General features: G+C 46.7%; 15 protein-coding genes. 4 read left to right on the top strand and 11 right to left on the bottom strand.

Features of this window, described 5'->3' with window-relative positions; all coding sequences use genetic code 11:
- The first annotated feature begins 1 nt into the window (after nucleotide 1).
- On the top strand, nucleotides 2-703 hold the full coding sequence (gene araD / locus DXN05_RS21950; RefSeq protein ID WP_116849449.1) for an L-ribulose-5-phosphate 4-epimerase AraD: 702 nt from the start codon (nucleotides 2-4) through the stop codon (nucleotides 701-703).
- A 41-nt stretch (nucleotides 704-744) separates the two neighbouring features.
- Nucleotides 745-2,235 (top strand): L-arabinose isomerase, encoded by a 1,491-nt coding sequence (gene araA / locus DXN05_RS21945; protein ID WP_116849448.1) that lies wholly within the window; start codon nucleotides 745-747, stop codon nucleotides 2,233-2,235.
- A gap of 98 nt (nucleotides 2,236-2,333) precedes the next feature.
- Here araA and DXN05_RS21940 read toward each other — a convergent pair whose 3' ends face one another.
- From DXN05_RS21940 to pth, 3 genes are all read right to left on the bottom strand, one after another.
- Nucleotides 2,334-4,427, bottom strand: a complete 2,094-nt coding sequence (locus DXN05_RS21940; RefSeq protein WP_245975273.1) for an alpha-ketoacid dehydrogenase subunit alpha/beta — start codon at nucleotides 4,425-4,427, stop codon at nucleotides 2,334-2,336.
- Nucleotides 4,428-4,456: 29 nt separating this feature from the next.
- Complete coding sequence (locus DXN05_RS21935) at nucleotides 4,457-5,068, bottom strand: fumarylacetoacetate hydrolase family protein (RefSeq protein ID WP_116849447.1); 612 nt, start codon at nucleotides 5,066-5,068, stop codon at nucleotides 4,457-4,459.
- 122 nt (nucleotides 5,069-5,190) lie between these two features.
- A complete protein-coding gene (gene pth / locus DXN05_RS21930) occupies nucleotides 5,191-5,772 on the bottom strand; it encodes an aminoacyl-tRNA hydrolase (RefSeq protein WP_116849446.1) in 582 nt (193 codons plus the stop codon).
- An 89-nt stretch (nucleotides 5,773-5,861) separates the two neighbouring features.
- Between pth and DXN05_RS21925 the strand changes: the two genes are divergently transcribed.
- The gene (locus DXN05_RS21925; RefSeq protein ID WP_147314034.1) at nucleotides 5,862-7,223 is read left to right on the top strand and encodes a sensor histidine kinase; all 1,362 of its coding nucleotides are present in this window, start codon (nucleotides 5,862-5,864) and stop codon (nucleotides 7,221-7,223) included.
- A gap of 34 nt (nucleotides 7,224-7,257) precedes the next feature.
- Here DXN05_RS21925 and DXN05_RS21920 read toward each other — a convergent pair whose 3' ends face one another.
- Nucleotides 7,258-7,836 (bottom strand): 50S ribosomal protein L25, encoded by a 579-nt coding sequence (locus DXN05_RS21920; protein ID WP_116849444.1) that lies wholly within the window; start codon nucleotides 7,834-7,836, stop codon nucleotides 7,258-7,260.
- A gap of 35 nt (nucleotides 7,837-7,871) precedes the next feature.
- Nucleotides 7,872-8,834 (bottom strand): ribose-phosphate pyrophosphokinase, encoded by a 963-nt coding sequence (locus DXN05_RS21915; RefSeq protein WP_116849443.1) that lies wholly within the window; start codon nucleotides 8,832-8,834, stop codon nucleotides 7,872-7,874.
- A gap of 156 nt (nucleotides 8,835-8,990) precedes the next feature.
- Here DXN05_RS21915 and radC point away from each other — a divergent pair, with 156 nt between their 5' ends.
- Nucleotides 8,991-9,677: a RadC family protein gene (gene radC / locus DXN05_RS21910; protein WP_116849442.1), complete on the top strand. Its 687-nt coding sequence runs from the start codon at nucleotides 8,991-8,993 to the stop codon at nucleotides 9,675-9,677.
- Between the two features lie 72 nt (nucleotides 9,678-9,749).
- Here radC and DXN05_RS21905 read toward each other — a convergent pair whose 3' ends face one another.
- From DXN05_RS21905 to DXN05_RS21880, 6 genes are all read right to left on the bottom strand, one after another.
- Entirely contained in the window at nucleotides 9,750-10,058 is a 309-nt protein-coding gene (locus tag DXN05_RS21905) for a DUF3467 domain-containing protein (protein WP_116849441.1), read from the bottom strand.
- Between the two features lie 166 nt (nucleotides 10,059-10,224).
- On the bottom strand, nucleotides 10,225-11,682 hold the full coding sequence (locus DXN05_RS21900; protein ID WP_116849440.1) for a SusD/RagB family nutrient-binding outer membrane lipoprotein: 1,458 nt from the start codon (nucleotides 11,680-11,682) through the stop codon (nucleotides 10,225-10,227).
- Between the two features lie 14 nt (nucleotides 11,683-11,696).
- Nucleotides 11,697-14,993: a SusC/RagA family TonB-linked outer membrane protein gene (locus DXN05_RS21895; protein WP_116849439.1), complete on the bottom strand. Its 3,297-nt coding sequence runs from the start codon at nucleotides 14,991-14,993 to the stop codon at nucleotides 11,697-11,699.
- A gap of 635 nt (nucleotides 14,994-15,628) precedes the next feature.
- A complete protein-coding gene (locus DXN05_RS21890; RefSeq protein ID WP_158559400.1) occupies nucleotides 15,629-16,150 on the bottom strand; it encodes a DUF1735 domain-containing protein in 522 nt (173 codons plus the stop codon).
- Between the two features lie 33 nt (nucleotides 16,151-16,183).
- Nucleotides 16,184-17,707 (bottom strand): SusD/RagB family nutrient-binding outer membrane lipoprotein, encoded by a 1,524-nt coding sequence (locus tag DXN05_RS21885; protein ID WP_158559398.1) that lies wholly within the window; start codon nucleotides 17,705-17,707, stop codon nucleotides 16,184-16,186.
- 19 nt (nucleotides 17,708-17,726) lie between these two features.
- Nucleotides 17,727-21,038, bottom strand: a complete 3,312-nt coding sequence (locus DXN05_RS21880) for a SusC/RagA family TonB-linked outer membrane protein (protein WP_116849436.1) — start codon at nucleotides 21,036-21,038, stop codon at nucleotides 17,727-17,729.
- Between the last annotated feature and the right edge of the window lie 317 nt (nucleotides 21,039-21,355).

Here is a 21,355-nt window from a genome sequence, read left to right as displayed (position 1 = left end):
TATGTCACGTTATCAACATATACAGGAAGCTGCCTATGCAGCCAATATGCAGCTGCCGCAGCTGGGTTTGGTATTGTTTACTTTTGGAAATGCCAGCGCAGCAGACGACGCTATGGGTGTGTTTGCCATAAAGCCAAGCGGCATGCCCTATGCAGACTTATCACCTGCCAAAATGGTGATCGTTGATTTCGATGGTAAAACGGTGGAAGGCACACTGCGCCCATCTTCTGACACACTTACCCACGCCGTATTATACAAACACTGGCAGGGCATCGGTGGTATTGTACATACCCACAGCACGTATGCCACCGCATGGTCACAATCGCTGCGCGATATTCCCCTGTATGGCACTACCCATGCCGATCATACCACCACCAGCATTCCCTGCGCCCCACCCATGAGCGACGAAATGATTGCAGGCAATTATGAATACCAAACCGGTTTCCAGATAATGCAAACCTTTGCGGAGAAAAAGCTGGATTACCATGAGGTGGAAATGGTGCTCGTTGGCTGTCATGCACCCTTTACCTGGGGCCGCACTGCCGCACAGGCGGTATACAACAGTGCCGTGCTGGAAGAGCTTGCACGCCTCGCCCTGCTTACTGAGCAAATCAACACCCAATGCGCTATCATGAAAGAAGCACTCATAAAAAAACACTTCGAGCGCAAACACGGTGAGGGCGCCTATTACGGCCAGGAATAAATAAAGCATTAAACAAAACACGCAACATCAATCATCGCCATATGATCAACTTAAAAGCCCTCGAAGTTTGGTTTGTTACCGGAAGTCAGCACCTGTATGGTGAAGAAACATTACAGCAGGTAGCCGCACACGCGCAAACCATTGCAAACGCCCTCAGCAGTGCATCGCAGATACCGGTTACTATAGTCTATAAGCCCACTGTTAAAACAACCGAAGAAATCTATCATACCTGCGCAGCAGCCAATAACGACACCAACTGTATTGGCATCATTGCCTGGATGCACACTTTTTCTCCGGCCAAAATGTGGATAGGTGGGCTGAAAATATTGCAGAAGCCCTTACTGCACCTGCATACACAATTCAACCGCGATATTCCCTGGGGCAGCATTGACATGGATTTCATGAACCTGAACCAGAGCGCACATGGCGACCGCGAGTTCGGCTTCATGGTAAGCCGCCTGCGCCGCAACCGTAAAATAGTGGTGGGGCATTGGGAAGCCACCAACGTACGCAGCAGCATCGGCGACTGGACACGTGTTGCTGCCGGCTGGCATGATTGGCAGGGCGCCAGGTTCGCCCGCATTGGCGACAATATGCGCTACGTAGCCGTTACAGAAGGCGATAAAGTAGAAGCCGAAATTCAGTTTGGTTACTCCGTAAACACCTACGGCATTGGCGACCTTGTAAACATCATTGACACCATTAGTGATAAGGCAGTTGACAATCTGGTAGAAGAATATGCAGGTACATATACACTCGCACCAGCCTTGCACAAAGGAAACAACAAACACCAGCACCTGCGCGATGCGGCACGCATTGAACTGGGCTTAGCCAGCTTCCTGCAGCAGGGCGGCTTTAAAGGATTTACGGATACTTTTGAAGACCTGCATGGCATGATTCAACTGCCCGGCATTGCCGCACAACGCCTGATGGCTTCGGGCTACGGCTTTGCCGGTGAAGGCGACTGGAAAACAAGTGCCCTGGTACGCGCCATGAAGGTAATGGGCAGCGGCCTCAACGGCGGCAACTCTTTTATGGAAGATTACACCTACCATTTCGATCCCGCGAATCAATTGGTACTCGGCTCGCACATGCTCGAAATTTGCCCCAGCATTGCAGCAGGCAAACCTTCCTGTGAAGTACATCCTTTAGGCATTGGCGGCAAGGCAGATCCTGTACGCCTGGTATTTAACGCCCCCGCAGGCCCCGCACTCAATGCATCGGTGATTGATATGGGCAACCGTTTCCGCCTGCTGGTAAACGAAGTGGAAGCAGTTACCCCACAACACGAACTGCCCAACCTGCCCGTAGCACGCGTACTCTGGAAACCTTACCCAGACTTGCCCACAGGCTGCGCAGCCTGGATACTCGCCGGCGGCGCCCACCATACCTGCTACAGCCAAAACCTCAGCAGCACCCAACTCGAAGACTTTGCAGATATGGCAGGCATTGAGTTTGTATTAATCGGCAAAAACACCACCATGCGCGATTTAAAGAATGAACTGAAATGGAGTGAAGCGTACTATCGCTAAAAGCGTGCAAATATAACAAAGCCCGCAAACACGCATTACAACTGCGTATTTACGGGCTTTTATCTTTATCATATCTTGGGATACCGGTTGTACTGCCGTTATGCATCCAGCAGTTGCTGCAGGCGCTGAATCAGTTTTACTGCTGATGGTAACATGGCTGCTTCCAGTTGGATATTGATAGGCACTGCAGGCAGGCTAAGCGCGCCCATTACTTCAACAGGCACATCCAGCCAGCTGAAACAGGCATGGGATATGCGCCAGGCAAGTGCTTCCGCAAAAGAATTATTTTGCTGTTCTTCGGTAAGCACCAGGCAACGGCCATGTCTTTTTACTGCGTCGAAAACCAGCGCTTCATCCAATGGATACAGCGTGCGCAAATCAACCACTTCTACCCTGCCATACAGTTTGGCAGCCGCAGCCTTGGCCCAGTGCACGCCCATGCCATAGGTAACCACACAAACACTGTCGCCCTTGTTGATATTGCTTTCCGCAGCAGTCACCACCACATTGGCTTTGCCCAGCGGCAGTATATAATCTTTATCCGGTTCAATAGTTTTGGCATCTTCCGTACCCGGCACCTTGCTCCAGTATAACCCTTTATGCTCAAGCATAATTACCGGGTTAGGATCATAGTAAGCAGCTTTCATCAAACCTTTTAAATCAGCTGCATTGGATGGAAAACAAACCTTCAGGCCTTTGATGCTTAAAAGTGTAGATTCAATGCTGCCGCTATGATACGGCCCGCCGCCACCATACGCACCTACAGGCACACGCAGTATCATGGGAACAGAAAATTTACCGTTGGAGAGATAACTGGATTTCACCAGCTCAGAAGCCAGCTGGTTAATAGCAGGGTATACATAGTCGCCAAACTGCACCTCAACAATGGGGCGTAAACCAACAGCTGCCATGCCAATGGTAGAGCCTGCAATATAGGCTTCCTGTATGGCTGTATTAAACACACGGTGATCACCAAACTTTTCTGCCAGTGTAGCCGCTTCACGAAATACACCGCCCAGCGTGCGCCCCACGTCCTGGCCATACAGCAAACATTCGGGATGCTGCTGCATAATCTCTTCAATGGCATGCAGGGCTGCATCTACCATAATTGTTTTTTCACCGCCAACAGGCATACGTGTGCCTTGTTCTTCAGTGATGGGTGTTGGCGCAAACACATGGTCTGCAACTGTAGCCGGGGCAGGGTCTGCTGCAGCCTGTGCCTGTCTAAAATCGCTGTATACCTGCTTTACAGCCTCACGCTCCAGCTGTTCAATATTGTCCTGGGTAAATCCATCCTGCAGCAATAAGCGGCGCAGTTTGGGGTAAGGATCGTTTTTGGCGTGCGCTTCCAGATTCTCCTTACTGCGGTAAAATTCGCGGCGTACACCACTGGTATGATGCGCCAGCAGCACCACGGAAGCATGCACCAGCACAGGCCCGCGTTGCGAACGCGCATAACGGAAAGCTTCTTCCATTACCGCGAAGCTGCTGAGCAAATCAGTACCATCTGCCTGCAGGCGATGCAAACCTTTAAAACCGGCTGCATATTCCCAGGCATTCATGGCACGTGCCTCTTCGGCCGAAACGCTGATACCCCATTGGTTATCCTGCACCAGGTAAATAATGGGCAGCTTCTTCAATACAGCAAACTGCAATGCTTCACTTACTTCACCTTCTGTAATACTATTGTCGCCAAAAGAACAGAGCACAACGGGAAACTCACCATTTTCGCCACGGCGCAGCGCAGCGGCGTTTACCTGGTTCAGGTATTGAATGCCCTGTGCAATACCGGTGGATGGAATTGCCTGCATGCCCGTGGCACTGCTCTGGTGTATAATACGTGGTTTGGTGTTATCGGTACTGCTGGGGTGGCAGTAGTATGAACGGCCCCCTGAGAAAGGATCATCGGCCTTGGCCAGTAACTGCAGCATCAGTTCGTGGGGTTCAAATCCCATCGAGAGCAGCATGGCATCGTCACGATAGTACGGACTTACATAATCACACGATTCCAGCAGACTGCCTGCAGCGATCTGTATAGCCTCATGACCTGTTGCCACTGCATGCACATACCTGCATGCGTTTCTCTCCTGCTCATACAGCATGGCCATGGCACGTGCTGTTGCCATTAAGCCAAATGCACGGGCAAGCTCGTTGGTAGATAACATGCCGCAAATATCGGTGTGCAGCAGCAACAGTCAACTAATTTTTTACAGATGAACCCTTATTTTACTTCCAGCGTAAACATCTTCTTTTCTTCCAGGAAACCTTCCAGCACATCACCCACCACACATTCGCCTACGCCTGCCGGGGTGCCGGTAAAAATAAGATCGCCGATGTTGAGGGAAAAAAACTGGGATATATGTGCAACGATGGCGTCAAACGAAAACAGCATATCACTGCTAACGCCTTGCTGAACCAGTTCTTCGTTGTTTTTGAGAGAGAAATTAAACGGTTTCTTCAGCATTTCGGGTGTTAATTCAACCCACTCGCCTACTACAGCCGAATTATCCCATGCCTTGGCTTTTTCCCAGGGCAGCCCTTTTTTCTTCAGCTCCTGCTGTACGTCACGGGCGGTAAAATCAATACCAACCGTAATGGCATTGTAATAGCGGGATGCATGACGCTGTTGAATGTATTTGCCGTTTTTGGCCACACGCAACACCAGTTCGGCTTCGTAATGCAGCTCGTTAGAAAACTCGGGATAATAAAATGGTGTATGCTGCTGCAACAAGGCACTTTTGGGTTTCATGAAAATAACCGGCTCGTCGGGTACTTCGTTCTTCAGTTCCTTGGCATGATCAGCATAATTACGTCCAACGCAAAAGATTTTCATAGATAGAAGTTATGGTATAAAAGATAATTCGAGTATTAAGGCATGGGCTTTCTGCAAAGAATGCACCAATTGCACGTCCCAACTCAATTATATTTTAAGCTAATTTAAAGAAAGCTAATGATTTATGATAAGGGAAAATTCAAATTATTTACAGTGTTCATGGTTCTTTCGATACCAATTGCGGCAAATTGCTCTATAACTTCAACACATTTATCTATTTTCTGTTTAACCACCGGTACTTCCTCCGGAAACCATTTTCCCAGCACAAAATCCACCTGCATACCCTTCGGAAACTTATCACCTATGCCAAAACGCAGCTTTGGATATTTATCGGTACCCACCATCAGCTGAATATCTTTTAACCCGTTGTGCCCTGCATCGCTGCCTGCGCCGCGCAGCCGCAGTTTACTCAGCGGCAATGCCAGGTCGTCTACCACGGTGAGCGTTTGCTCCAATGGTATTTTCTCCTTGTCCATCCAGTATTTAAAGGCTTTTCCGCTCAGGTTCATATACGTGGTAGGCAGAATGCAAACAAAAATTTTGCCCTTCCATTTTACTTCCGCCACTTCGGCCAGGCGGTCGGTTTTAAACATACCGCCATGTTTAACGGCAAAAGCATGTACCACATCGAAACCTATATTGTGCCTTGTGTTCGCGTATTCTGCACCTATATTGCCCAATCCTACGATAAGAAATTTGCTCATTGCTGTAAAATTAAACCCCGCTGCCGGGCTTTTCAAAAATACAGTGCAAATCTTAACTTCGTGCGTTATCTGCTCAATCCCCTCGTCTATTGAAAACAAAACCAGCAGCCAAAGGGCTTTCCGCCGCTTTGCACCAGTTACTCAGTCAGCCCGATTCTGCTTCTACATTTGAAGAACAGCAACGCAACCGGCTTATCTCTATCTGCCTGCTTATTGCCATCCCCTTCATGGTTACTTTTTTGTGCCTGAATATTATTCAGCACCTGTATTTCCAGTTTTGCACCACGTTTCTGCTGCTCGCCGGTAACCTCACCATTTTATATTTTAACCGCAAAGGCAGGCATTACACGGCCCGTGCTGTATTAATCAACCTTAGCGTGGTACTATTTGCCGTGCCTGCACTTTTTTACCGCAATGGCGCCGAAAATTACCTGCTGCTGAATATTGTGATCACTGCCATCCTGTTCCATAACAAATGGCATATGTATGGCTTCAGCACCCTGAACGGGTTGTTGTTCCTGGCCATTAAAACCGTGCAGTACCACAACCTCGACCAGCAATCGGTTTCATGGGAAAGACTGATGGTGAACCTGCTGCTGATGGTATTGCTGCTGGTGCTGAGCCTGCATTATTTTAAAAGCACGCACCGCAACCACAAACAAACGATTGAGCAAAACAACAGGCTGCTCAGTGAACAGCAACAGCAGTTGAATTTGCAAAAACTGGAACTGGAAAAGCAAAACCAGCAATTGCAGCAGCTGAACCAAAGCAAGGAAAAGTTGCTTACCATTATTGCGCACGATATGCGTTCGCCCATTGCCGCCCTGCAAAGCTCACTCGAACTGCTGCACGAAGAGTTAATTACCCAAAGCGAGTTCGAAGAAATTGCCGGCCAGCTGGGCACCCAGGTAGAATCACTGCAGGAAGGTTTAACCAATATGCTGCACTGGAGCAAAACACAGATGAACGGCATCAGGGCAACGCCTGCTGATTTTCCCCTGGCGGTATTGGTCAATCAAAAGGTAGAACTGTTTAAGCAGGCCATCGATCAAAAGCAGTTGCAGGTGCAGGTACAGGTGAGTGAATGCTTGCAGCTGCATGCAGACCGCAACCATTGCAAGCTTATTTTGCGCAACCTGCTGAGCAATGCCATTAAATTCAGTTATCCCGGCGGTCGCCTCAGCATTACTGCCGCGGAAGAAGAAAATATGGTACAGGTAAGTATCGCTGATACAGGCAAAGGCATGCCGCCCGAGAAAATGCAGCAATTGTTCGCCGGTAAAGACATAGCCAGCACCAGCGGAACGATGAACGAAATAGGCACAGGCATTGGTTTACTGCTGTGCAGGGAGTTTGTGGAAAAGAATGGCGGTTCTATATCGGTTGCGCCCAACCAGCCTTCGGGCACAGTGTTCAGTTTTCGCTTACCGGCAATAAAAAACCCCGCATAAATACGGGGCTTTTTGTAAGCTATAAACGACGGGTTTATTTTTTCTTTTCTGCTGCTTCTTCCTGTTTCAGCTGACGCGTCATTACCACAGAAGCGATAGGGATACGTGGTGAGTTCAGGATTTCCATATTCTCAGCTTTCACGTCTTCAACGCGAACGTTACCGTTCAGTTCAAGGTTCGTAACATCAAGCTCGATATTTTCTTTCAGGTATTTAGGCAGTGTTTTTACTTTCAGCGCCTTGATTTTGGTAACCAGTTTACCACCGGCTTTAACACCAGCAGATGCACCAACCAATTTCAGCGGCAGTGTAGCAACAACGTGTTTATCTTCTACCAGTTCCAGCAGGTCAACATGGATCAGCTCGTCGTTCACTTTGTCAAACTGAAGATCTTTCAGGATACAAGTGTATTTTTTGCCATCTACGGTAACTTCAGCTAACTGAAATTTTGGTGTGTACACCAGGTTTTTGAAGCTTTTTGCCGGAGCAGAGAAATTAACCTCTGTAGCACCCCCATAAATTACACCTGGCACGAGTTCCTGAGAGCGAAGCTGGCGGGTGGCTTTTTTGCCATATTCGGTCCTCAGTTGTCCTTCGATTGTAATTGTGTTCATTGTTATGCGTATTTAAAATTAAACTGACTGTTGTATTATTTCGCTCTCCTAGATTCTTTCAGTTGCGAATGAATAAAGAGGCTGGTAATACTTTTGTTTTCGTAGGCATTGCGGATGGCGATTGCGAACAAATCGGCCACGCTCAGCACCTTTATCAGCGGATGTTGCTCTTTTAACGGGATGGTATCGCAAACCACCAGTTCTTCGAGCACGCTGTTACCGATATTTTCGTAAGCTTTTCCGCTTAGGATGGGATGTGTACAAAGGGCGCGAATGCTTCTTGCACCTTTGTCTTTCAGTAACCCGGCAGCTTTTGCAAGCGTTCCGCCGGTGTCGCAGATATCATCAATTAAAATGATGTCTTTGCCTTTTACCTCACCTATCACCACCATGCTGGCTATTTCATTGGCTCTTTTGCGATGTTTGTCGCAAATAACCATTTCGGCGTTAAAATAGCTGGCAATTTCCCTTACACGATTGGTACTACCCACGTCCGGGGCGGCAAAGGTAAGGTTTTCGAGCTTTAACTGCTCAATATAAGGGATAAAAATAGCGGAGCTGTCGAGGTGGTCAACCGGGATATCAAAGAAGCCCTGGATCTGGGGAGCATGTAAATCCATGGTAATCACCCTGTTAGCACCTGCAGATTCGAGCAGTGTGGCTACCAGTTTCGATCCTATGGCCACACGGGGCTTGTCTTTCCTGTCCTGCCTTGCATAGCCATAATAAGGGATCACTACTACAATGCGGTAGGCACTTGCTCTTTTTGCCGCATCAATCATCAGCAGCAGTTCCATTAAGTTGTCAGACGGTGCAAAAGTGCTCTGGATAAGAAAAACATAGTCGCCGCGGATACTCTCGAGGAAAATTGGCTGAAATTCCCCGTCACTAAACTTCTGAATATTGATTTTTCCTAGCGGTGCACCAAAACGTTGGGCTATTTTCTCGGCAAGGACCTGCGATCCGGTGCCGGAAAATATCTTTACTGATGGGTTCATAGCAATGCAGAATGAGCGGCGAAGATAGGCAGGGAAAAAATGATATCAACGGGGCATCGCTTAATTTTTACTTGAAATGGGGAAAGTGGAAAATTTAAGGAGCGGTTCAGGAAGCCGGGAATATCTTTGTGGAGGAAACCAAGGAAAGTAAAATCTATGAAAGGCAAACCAATAAAACAATGGGCGACAGACGATCGCCCAAGAGAGAAACTAGTGCAAAAGGGCGCTCAAAATCTTAGCAATTCCGAATTACTGGCTATTGTAATCAACAACGGCACGCATTGTTTCAGCGCGGTAGATATTGCCAAATCGCTGTTAGATTGCAGCGGCAACGACCTGCACAAACTGGGCCGTTTAACACCCAAAGAAATTTCAAAACTTAAAATACGCGGCCTGGGCGAAAAGCGGGCCATGTCTATCGTGGCAGCACTTGAGCTGGGCATAAGGCGTAATGCAGGCAGTAAAAAAGAAGCCATTACACACAGCACCGATATGGTGCATTATTTAAAGGTGCACCTGCAGTTCAAAAAGCAGGAAGCCTTTGCAGTGGTATTCCTGAATGCCAATAATAAGGTGAATCACTTTGAAATTATCAGTGAAGGCGGTATTACCGGTACCGTTGCCGATCCCCGGGTTATTTTTCGCAAAGCGCTGGAGCACGAAGCGGTAAGCATTATTCTCTGTCACAATCATCCCAGCGGCAGCCTGCGCCCCAGCAGGGCCGATAAAGAACTTACCCGTAAATTAAAGGAAGGTGCAGCCTTGTTTGATATACAGGTGCTCGATCATATTATTGTAAGCGAGGAAGGTTTTTACAGCTTTGCAGATCAGGGTTTGCTGTAATCTCGTTTACATAAAAGCCAGTAATAACTCCCGGCGGTGCCTGCCGGGAATTATTTTATTGCAGGGCAGCGGTTAAGCCTGTGCGGTAGGTCCGCCAAAAGTCATGGGAATTTCTACCTGCTCCAGGTCTTGTATAGCGCCATTGGCAGCTTCGTAACGGTCTACATTTTCCTGCAATGCACGCATAAAACGTTTGGCATGCATGGGCGTTAAAATAATGCGCGATTTTACACGGCTTTTGGGCGTGCCGGGCATTACGTTCACAAAATCAATTACAAATTCAGCATGGCTATGCGTAATGATAGCGAGGTTGGCATAGGTACCTTCTGCCACTTCTTCACTGATTTCTATATTAAGCTGATTCTGCTGCTGATCGGCCATATCGTTGATTTTTTAGAGATAAAACAAATGCTTCCGGTTGCAAGCTGCGCAAATTTAGCGGTACTGCCAAACGGGGGCTGGTATTTTATGGGAGCGGCGCCAGGTAACGCAAAAGCAAAAGGGGCTGTTTCAGAAGAAACAGCCCCTTTTAAACAAGTACTATGAATTACTGAACACCACCGCGGGTATCCCACCACATCTGCTGACCCCAGAAGTAGTCTTTCACTTTGGCAATAGATTCGCCACTGTTGGCGCCATTCAAAGTAGTCTCTTCTGTTGGATAAGGATAGCGGAAAGGCGCACGGTTGTGACCAGCGTAGGCCGAACCTCTTGCAGCAGGCAGCAAAGGAACGTCTGTTCTTCTGCTTTCTGCCCATGCTTCATGACCGTCTTTAAATAAAGCGATCCATTTCTGCAGGTATATTTTCTTAACATCACCGTTCCATGCAACGTTGCTACCACCAAGATAGGTGTTCACAGCAGCCGGGTTGGTAATGCCATTTTCAGCCAGAGAAGCTTTCACACCTGCTTCATAAGCATCCTGTGCAGTAGCGCCTGCATTCCATCCTTTAGCAGCAGCTTCGGCGATGATAAACTCCACTTCAGCATAACGCATGTAAGGGGTAAAGCCTGTAGCGTTTTCACGGAAAGCAGTACCAATGCGTGAATATTGTGCCAGTGTAACCTGACCCGGAGGACCAATTTCAACACCGCGGTATGCACCATCTGCAGTTGCAGGCTTTGCATATACAGGCAAACGGGGATCTGCCAGGCTGATTAAAGTTGTAACCAGCGGTTCGCTCACAGCATGATCGTCCCTGCCCTGGTAATCGGCTGCCCATGGTTCGATGTAAGGATCGGTACCAGGCCAAACAAGAAATGCGTTATCGTCATTGCTTTCAAAAACAGGGTACTTGCTCTGGTTACCCAGGATCTCTTCGATATTTGCTTTCGCCGCGTCGGGTGCAACATTCGAAATACGAATCGCTAAACGCAAACGCAATGAGTTACAGAATTTCTGCCATTTTGTGATATCGCCATTGTATATCAGGTCACCTTCGCCCAGTTTATCTATTGCATTTGTTGCAAACAAATCGCCTGCTGTTTTCAGGTTAGCGATTAACGCGGGGTAAATGTTTTCCTGTTTGTCGTATTTGGGAGTAAGATAACCAGAATCACCTTTTATGGCGTCAGAAAACGGAATATCTCTCCAGGTATCAGTAGCTTTCTGAGCAATAAAAGTCTGGAATGTTAAAGCCGCAGCCTGCATATTAACCGCTTTGTCGTTTTTAGCAGTAGCGATAACATTCGCCAGGTTTTTCAGGTCACGGTAATAATAAGTCCAGTCATTGCTTACGGTACCTGTTCTGAATACATAGCGCGCTTCATCGATGTATTGAATTTTACCAAGATGACCAGCATAGGTTTCTGGTTCATTCATGTCGCCCCATGCATCGTAGAGGTGAGCGCCAAAGTCTTCGATGGCATATGCCAACACGTTGGTAGTAGGTGCAACAACCGGATGGTTCGGGTCTGTATTCAGCTCCTCGAACTGTTTAGTGCACGACTGGCCTGCTATTATCAGCACACTGCCAGCTATTATATTGATAACTTGTTTTTTCATGTAATTACTGCTGATTATAAATTAACATTCAGTTTCAAACCAATGCTGCGGGTAGAAGGGATCTGGTATTGTTCAATACCCAGGCCATCGTTACCAACACCAAAACCAGAAGTTTCAGGATCTACGTGCGCCCTGTTGCTTTTATCGGTATGCAGCAATGCCACATTATGAGCAAACACTGATACACCCATGCCTTTTACCCAGCCTATGCGGTTAACAAATTTTGCAGGGAAAGTGTAAGCCAGTTCAATTTGACGCAGTTTAACAAAGCTACCATCGATGATAGATGTTTCACGACCACCGTACAGGCTGTGGAAATAATCCATTGCGCCAACACGGGTAGTGTTTTCTTTACCATCAGCAGTAACAACACGTTGGTTGCTTAATACATCTTTACCAACAACAACACCATTTTCACGGATATTGCCGGCAGCGGTATAATCAAGCACACCAGTGTAAGAACCAAACCAATCGGTAACACTGAAGAAATCACCACCTTTGCGAACGTCGATCAGGAAGCTAAAGCGGAAGTTGCGGTAGCCAAAGCTGTTGGTGATACCACCCACCCAGTCAGGCGTGATATTACCCAACTCAACAGGAGTTCCGGTAAAAGTAGGCAAGCCATCTGTACCTACGATAATAGCGCCGCTTTTATCACGTGCAAAACCAGTACCTCTGATTACACCGAAAGCTTCGCCGGGAATAGCATCCACCGTTGTGCTCCACGCAGAGGCAATGTTGAAAGAAGACAGTTTTTGACCAGTGATAGGATCTGTGTATAGCTTGTTAACCTTATTGGTATTTTTAGCCCAGTTAACAGTAACATCCCAGTTCAAACCTTTAGAAGAACGGATGATACCAGCATTCAGCTGCAACTCCAGACCTTTATTCTGAATTTCACCTGCGTTCAGGTTCAGTTTGCTGAAGCCTGTTGCATTTGAAATATTTACTGCCATAATCTGGTTAGTAGTATTCTTGCTGTAGTAAGTCGCGTCGAAGTTAATACGGCCTTTCAGGAACTGCAACTCTGCACCGATTTCACTACTTTTTGTAAACTCAGGTTTCAGGTTTTTAGCAGGTAAAGTAGAAGCAATCTGGTACAGTGTAACGCCATTGAAACCAGCAGCATTGGCAAGATATTCGCCCACCAGCTGATATGGGTTATCACCGCCGCTACCAACTTTAGCCCAGCTGGCGCGCAGTTTACCATAAGTCAATACATCAGACTTCAAGTTCAGCGCATCTGTAAAAATCCAGCTTAAGCTAACTGAAGGATAGAAGAATGACCAGTTAGTCTGAGGCAGGGTAGAACTCCAGTCGTTACGGCCGGTAACATCAAGGTATAACCAGTTTTTATAACCAAGTGAACCCTGTGCATACAAGCTGTTGGTGCGGAAGCTCAGATAGTTCTGACCTGTTACGGGAGCACCTTTTGCATTGCTGATGGTAAACAGGTTGGGAACAGTTAATTTATCTGCACCCAATGTTGAACTACGTTGGCTAACGGTGCGGTAGTTAGCACCGGCAGTATAGCTCAGCGAGAAATCTTTATTCAATTTGCCGTTACCTGTCAGTATCGCATCAGTATTCATTTCATTCAATGCATATTGATACTGCCTGAATTTACCTCCGCCCCATAGGTGCTGTGAAGCACTCACTAGGGTAGAGTTTGATTTATTGGCAGTTAATTCCTGGCGCAGTTCATTTGACCAGTCATCACCAACACGCACCATTAAATTAGCCCAGTTGCTGAATTTATAGCCGAGGCTAAAATAACCGAGTACCCTGTTTTTGTGACGTGAGTTCAGGTTGTTGTTGATGCTGAAATACGGGTTGTCATGGTAGTTGCTGTTCCAGTTGTACGGCATACCACCCACAAACTCATCTTTGTAATGTGCTTTCAGATCTGCCACATCTACCTGGCGACCAAACCAGCTACCCAATGATTGCATAGGGTTAAACTCGTTATATCCCTGGCCAATCAGGTTGTCATTATCCGTTTGAATGTAGTTGATCATCGCATCAGCCTTCAGTTTGTCGGTAAGGTTCTGCGTAGTGTTCAACTGCACGGTATATCTTTTCTGATCGGTATTCGGAATGGCACCAACCTGGTACTGATGACCGAGCGCCAAACGGGTATTACCTTTATCAGTATTAGAAGTTAAAGCCACACTGTTGTCAACAGTATAACCAGTCTGGAAGAAATTCTTTACGTTGTCTGGATGAGAAATCCACGGTGTAGCAATCCTGTTGCCATTGGCATCAAGCGGGCTGTTGTACTGAGGCAGTTTCAGGCCAATGTCCAAACGTGGACCCCAGCTTTCATCAACGCCATCGTTAACGCCGTTGCCAATACCATCTTTATAAGAGAAGCCCACCTGCTGTGCCCACTCTGCATAGCTTTGCGGGTTAAGGGTAGGATCTACACCAATATCTTTCAGGTTCAGGTTACCTGCCTTGAATTGGTTGTAATAGAATTCATCACCATACCAGCCCTGACCATATTTGTTTTGGTATTTAGGCAGGATAGCCAGGTTTTCCATTGAAATACCACCTGAATAGTTTACGCCAATACCTTTATTGCCTTTACCGTTTTTGGTAGTGATCAACACAACACCTTTAGAGGCGCGTGAACCGTAAAGGGCAGCAGCATTGGCACCTTTCAGGATAGAGATTGATGCAATGTTGTTTGGGTCAATATCACTGATACCACTGCCATAGTCAACAGCACCGGTAGCGCTGCCTGTAGCAAAGTTGCTTACCGGAACACCGTCTACTACAAACAAAGGCTGGTTATCGCCAAATGAATTGTTACCACGTAAAACAATACGTGTACCAGAACCAACTGCACCACTCGCTGCTGTAATTTGCGCACCCGCAACTTTACCAGACAGGGAGTTCAGTACGTTGTTTTCGTTTGAACTGGTTAACTCTGAAGCTTTCACTTCCTGGATAGCGTAACCCAATGATTTTTTCTGACGTGAAATACCCAGGGCCGTTACCACAACTTCATCAATAGTGCGGGTAGACCTGGTTAATTTTACTACTACATTGTCACCTGTTACAGGTGTTTCTGAAGCGGCGAAGTTGAGTGCTGTAATTACCAGCACATCGCCATTCTTGGCATTCAGCTTAAAGTGACCCTGTGCATCTGAAGTTGCGCCATGCGTGCTTCCTTTAATATGGACAGAAGCGCCTTCAATGGGCGTCCCTTTTTCATCGGCAACCGACCCGCTAATGAGTCGCGTTTGACCTACGGCTGTCATGATGCACAATAACAGCACCGGGAACAATGCTACAAGTTTTCTCATGTTGTTGATTTGTTTTTTAAACACCTAATACCCCGTTATAAAAAAAGTTCAGACAATAAAATTCCCTTCCGGTTTTTTTCGATCGAAAAAACCGGTTGATGACAAGCATAATCCTGCCAGGTCGCTTATGCAACAACTAAACAGGCTGGTGAATCTGTAGCAACAAAAATTTCAGATTACATCAATCACACATGGAAATTGATTTTACATCAGAGAACCGTAATGTCAACAATTGCTCGTGGTAAGAAGGAGGCGATGATAAGCCTATATGCAACTGCATACGCGGGGAAGTAGCCATGCAGGCATAAAAAAAACAAGTTTTTTCCATGTTAAAACCGGACGAATTAAATTATTTGACACACATGCTTTTACCAGCTCTGGAAGGTAAAAGAGTAAATTCTCTTAGAAGGGTGCAGTTAAGCAATACCTTCTAACTTAAGCAGCAGGAGGGGGTAAAATTAAAGTTAAATAATTAAGAAAAAAAACGTTTACCCTCACTTATTTGTTAAAAAAACTATAAAAGGGCCTAATGGTTTGTTAATTCGGAGCCAATAACAGGTTAATTTTTAATTACTTGATTGATAAAAAAGAGGCGCATTGGCGCCTCTTTTTATACATCTGTCCAATTTCATTTTTTAATCATGCAAATCAAGCAGCCATATAAACGTTTTTGCATTACTGCTGATAACTAAACCGGGGGCATCGGTAATGGTAAATGCTACGGCGTATTTGTGATTATTGTAATCACTTTTATCCAAAGCAAGTGATACACCAAACCTGCCTATGCGGTGATTGGCCGGTATGGTAACTGTTGCGCTGGGAATTGTAATCAGGCTTGCAGGCAATGGCTCATACGTATCGTCGTTTGCTGCGTTGTAGGCAGCAATGGCAGCAGTATCAAGCTGCACGGTTACTTTATAATCTTTGTTAATTACCTGTGGCGAAGCCAGGTTTAGTGCGATAGCTGTGTCGAGATGCACTACCGGGGTAGTATCAGACAAAGTATTGCCGTTTGCATTATTGGCGCCGCTGGCATAACTCGGAAATTCAATAACCGGCTGCGTATTGGCTGTATCCAGGAAATCATCGCTCTTTAAGCATGATCCGAATGCCATCGCAATGCAGGCGAGTAATATAAAAAAGGATGTTCTTTTCATCATTTTCAGTTTTAGAAGGATAACTACTTACAATTACTTACTCCAGAAAATAGCCTTGTATTTGTCTGCAGAAGTTTGCTTTTGCATGGCAACATTTGCGGTGTTGTTGTCAAATTCTGTTTGTGGATATAACAATCGCTCAGGAATTACATTCGTGGCAACACTGGGGTTTAACGATGGCTTGGTACGATCGGGGAAACCGGTACGGCGCCATTCGGCCCATGCTTCCAGTCCGTCCATTTCGCAAAGCGCTATCCATTTCTGGTAAATGATGGTTTTAACCGGGTTGGCAGATGCGGCAATGTTTATGCGGTCATCAGCTGATCCATCAATGTAGGCATCGGCAGCAGTTGCACCGCCGGGTACACCCAGGTAACGGAACGATTCTTCTACTCCCTTCCTGAACAGGCTTATATAATCACCGGTAATATATCCTTTGTAGGCAGCTTCAGCCTGCAGCAGGTACGACTGACTTGCCGACATCAGTACTGCATCCATCGCAGCGCTCTGCAATACACCCGGACCAAATGTGCTCAGCGTAGCCACCGGCCTTGCGCTTACACCATCGCCCAAAAAATTACCGTCATAAACACCACTGGGACTTTCGGCGTATAGGCGGCCCAGGCGCGGATCAGCACGTGCTGCCAGGTAATCGGTCATTGTTTTGTTGGCTATATAAAACACGTGGTTGGCTTTACCATTTTTACCGCCTACCTCAAAACCATAGTTATTCCACAGCGGGCTTTGCTGGTTAACCGCATCGGTATAGCCGGGGTTTACACCTGCTTCCTGTGACAAAAAACCGCTGCCTTCGGTTTGAATGGCAGTGAACTGTTGTTTGATGTAGGTTTGATCACCATTCACAGACTGGCGTATCAGAATGCGCATTTTGATGGTATTGGCAAACTGCACCCATTTGGTTTTATCACCTTTAAACAAAACATCTGCCGCATCATCTGCACCGCTTTGCGACGCTTTTAACGATATAATTGCACTGTCCAGGTCGGTGATTAATGAACGGTAAATAGTGCTGTCTGTATCGTATGCAGGCCTGATATTACCGGACGGATCAACTGCCTGTTTGTAAGGAATGTTGCCATAAATATCCACCAGGTCTTCAAACACCAGTGCGCGCATTACTTTGGCGGCGCCGGATAATACAGAAGTTGCATCACTGTTGGCGATTACAAAATTGTAGTCGAAAATATTGTGGTACTGGCCTTCCCACAAACCATTTGAATACGTGCTGTTGAGCGTAAATAACTCAATCTGCAACTGTGCACCTGAAGCAGAATAACTGGTGGTACGTGCAGTGTATCCCATCCATTCGCTGGCGAAAGCAGCTGTAGCTGTACCGGTTGAGTATACTGCCTGGCCCAATATCATGGCTGCAGTATTATTGAGTGCACTGGGAAATACGTCTTTGCCTTTGATGTCTTTACTGGGCACGCCATTCGGGTTCTGAAGGTTTTTGTCCAGCTCCTTCTTACAGGAAACTGCACCTGCCAGCATTCCCACAAACACCAGGCTGCTGTATATTTTTTTAATAATTGTCATATAAGTCATGTGTTAGTGGTTAGAAAGTTGCGCTTAAAGTAAAACCAAAACTTCTCAGCGGAGGCAGCTGGTACTCTGATGTAGAGCCTATCGCATTACCAGAACCGGAATCACTGAACTCAGGATCGGTATATGGATTGTTTTTAGGACGCCACATAAACAGGTTTTGACCAACTACTGCGAAGTTGAGACGTTTTACCACTTTGTCGAAGCCCATGCGTTTAACCGGCAAATCGTAGCCTAAAGAAAGCTCACGTAATTTCCAGAATGAGGCATTAAACACATATGGTGCACCAATGCCATTGTACACGTTAGCCCAGAAGCTGGCCACCTGGCCAGACGTGGGAACGGTTGTATTAGGCACATATTTACCATTATCGAGGTATGCAGAATTAGGAATGATAAAGTGCTCCCTATTGGTTGCACTGTTTTCTGAGATACCGGCAAAATCGAGTGCATTGCCCAATGCAGCAATACCTTTTGCACCACCACGATAATCAAACACCGCATTCAGTGTAAGACCTTTAAAGCTGAAGTTGGAGTTTAAGCCCAGCATGTACCTGTAGTTGGTATTACCCACTGCTTTCTGCGTTGTATTGGCAGAAGGCATGCCTGTGCTTTTGTTTACGATAATACGTCCCTGGTCGTCGCGGTTCCAATCGGTTACCATCAGCGTAGGGTAAGAATTACCTGCGATAGCCCTGATGCTACCTACCGTGTTGGTACCATATTTTATATCCTGCAGACCAACGTTGTTCAAGCCGCGTGAAGGATCTATTTCTTTTACTTTATCATCCAGCTGTGTAAAGTTGGCGTTGAAGTTCCATTTAAATGCACCGAATTTCAGCAGCGGTGTCAAGTGCAGTTCCAGTTCATACCCCCTGTCGAGTACTTTACCGGCGTTAACCACGTACGTAGCAACACCCGATGCGTTGGACGTAAGCAGGGGCAGCGTTTGGTTTTTAGCTGTAGTAGAGAAACCTGAAGCTTCAAAACGGATACGATCGTGCAGGAAGCCGATTTCAAAACCTACTTCGGCAGCACCATCTTTTTCAGGTTTAATACCGGTTTGCACTACGCGTGTACCCAGTGAATAACCGGGCAGGTTACCATAAGGGAAACCAACACCTACCGTTGTGGTAGGATACAGGTAGTAGGCACTGAAGGTTGGCATTGCCAAACCATTGTTGCCATTGGCACCGCTGTTATTCAGGAAACCAATGCTGGTGGTATTGGGGAAGCTTACGTTACCGGTAATGGCATAACCAGCCCTTATTTTCAGGAATGAAATGGTATTGCTGTTTTTCAGGAAATCCAGTTTATCGCTCAATACGGCTGAGAGATCCACACCACCATAACGGAAGCTGCGCTTGGTTGGTTCCAGGATAGACAGCCAGTCATTGCGGAACGAACCATGCAGGAATAACCATTTGTCATAACCAATAGTTAAATCAGCATATACCGCCTGTGATCTTGCTTTATAATCAAGATCCTGGTAAGCGCTTCCATCTGCATTGGTGCGTTTGGTGTATGAGTTGGGAATAGACATGGTGGCCACTGCCTGGTTAGAGTACCAGTAACCATGGCTGTTGCGTGAACGGTAGTTAGCACCCACGATACCGGTGAAGTCGAAACTGCCTGAACCTTTCTTGATGGTGAAGAATCCATCTGTATTCAGGTCGTCGTACTTAATCTTGATAAGCTCTGATTGGTAAGGCAGGTTTGCATAAGAAGAGGCTGTGTTACCTGCAGACCATGGATCGGTTTGTGCAATTGGCGCAAATGCATAGGCATCGATATGAGCCGGCGCATCGATGGTTGTTTTGCTGTAACCGCCGCGTGCAGAGAATGACAACCAGCTAAGCAATTTGTAATTCAGCTGCAGGTAGCTGGTGAGTGCATTGTTGGTATTTTTTGCGCGGGAGTGAAATACCTGGTACCATGGATTGGTATAATAGGCATTGATGTATCCTGAAGGAGATGCAAAGAAGTTGTGGTCAACATCTTTAAAATCTTTCAGGTTAATGTGCGGCGGCTGGTTAATAACACTCCAGTAAACCGGGCGATACTGTGTACCACCTGAGAAGTTCAAACCTGTTTGATCTGTTACCTGGTGACTATAGTTAAAGCTACCGTCTGCGCTAAAGCGGCCAAAGTTCAGTCTGCCGCCAATACGACCGCTGGTACGTGTGTATTTATCGTTATATACAACACCCTTGTTCACTACGTTCTGGCCCGAAGCAAACAGGCTGCCCCAGGTTGTACCGGTGCTTACTGAAAGGTTGTTCTGTTCGTTTAAGCCTGTCTGAAAGAAATCTTTGCGGTTGTCTTTAATGGCTTTGTACGGGCCATAAATAATCTTACCGTTGGGATCAGGACCACCAATCGCAATCTGTGCCAGCGGGAAGTCGAGATCGTTGTAGGCAGGACCAAAGTTCTGGTTCTCGAAAGGCGTGGCGAGTGGTTTTCCGGTAAAGGGATCTACATAGGTTACACAACCGACACAGCCGGTAACAGGATCGTTAAAACCGCCGCCTTCACCACCGTACGGACCATATTCAGTTTGCAGTGCAGGCATGTAGGATACCTTGTTCCACATGGTTGTGTTGCGGTAGGTAACAGCCAATTTTGAGCGCGCCCCTTTTTTGGTGTTGATGATCATTACACCGTTGGAAGCATCTTTACCATACAAAGCAGCAGCGTTGGCGCTTTTAAGGATAGATACATTCTCTACGTCATCAGGGTTCAGGCTCGCGATATAACTTTGTTCAACAGGTATACCGTCTACTATAATCAACGCAGTATTGTTACCGGTTAATGAACGGTTACCCCTGAAAGTTATTTTCACGTTAGGGTTTACACTGTTATCGGCCAGGCGTATTTCCACACCCGACACTTTACTCGACAAACCGTTGGCCAGGTTGGTAACCCTTGCCTGCGTTAGCTCGGCGTTGCCAACAGTTGCGGTTGAATAACCCAGTTCTTTGGGCTGGCGTTTAATACCGAGCGCCGTAGTAACCACCACTTCAGACAAAGTATTTTGTTCTTTGGTCAATGTGATGAAAAGCTGTCCTGCAGGAATGGTTACTGTTTGGGCGGTATAACCTACTGCCGAAATCACCAGCTTATCGCCGGATTGTGCTTTAATAACAAAAGTACCATTGTCATCGGCACTTACACCGGCACGGCTGCCGGAGATCTTGACAGATGCGAACGGGATGGCTGCCCCGGATGCATCCGTAATCTTTCCACTTACGGAACGGATTTGAGCTGAGGCAATGGCTATACTTACAAGCCATAATACCACCAGCATGAAGGAAAACTTCCTCATAAGTCAGGATTGGTTTTGTTGATGATGATTGTTTGTTTTGGTGTAGCTGAATAACGGCATAGCGATGCCCTGGCTGTGAAACAGCCTTTATTGCCGGCCTTGGTACAGGACATGCGAAAACACCCGGGTTTTATACCGGATCATGGAGGTGGTTTTGCAACCCCGCACGTTTGGCTGTAAACACTAAAGTTTATGGAAACGGGTGCACTTGCACCGGATGCAAGGCAAAATCGGGTAAACGCCGTAGCATAGGTTTACGTCGCTTTGGGCAGGCAGTTGTGCCGCAGTTAGCAGTGGTTCTCATGTGAAGGAATTTT

It is taken from the genome of Deminuibacter soli (genome assembly GCF_003412455.1).
GTDB classification, from domain to species: Bacteria; Bacteroidota; Bacteroidia; order Chitinophagales; family Chitinophagaceae; genus Deminuibacter; species Deminuibacter soli.
This window is presented reverse-complemented; position numbering and strand designations above follow the sequence as displayed.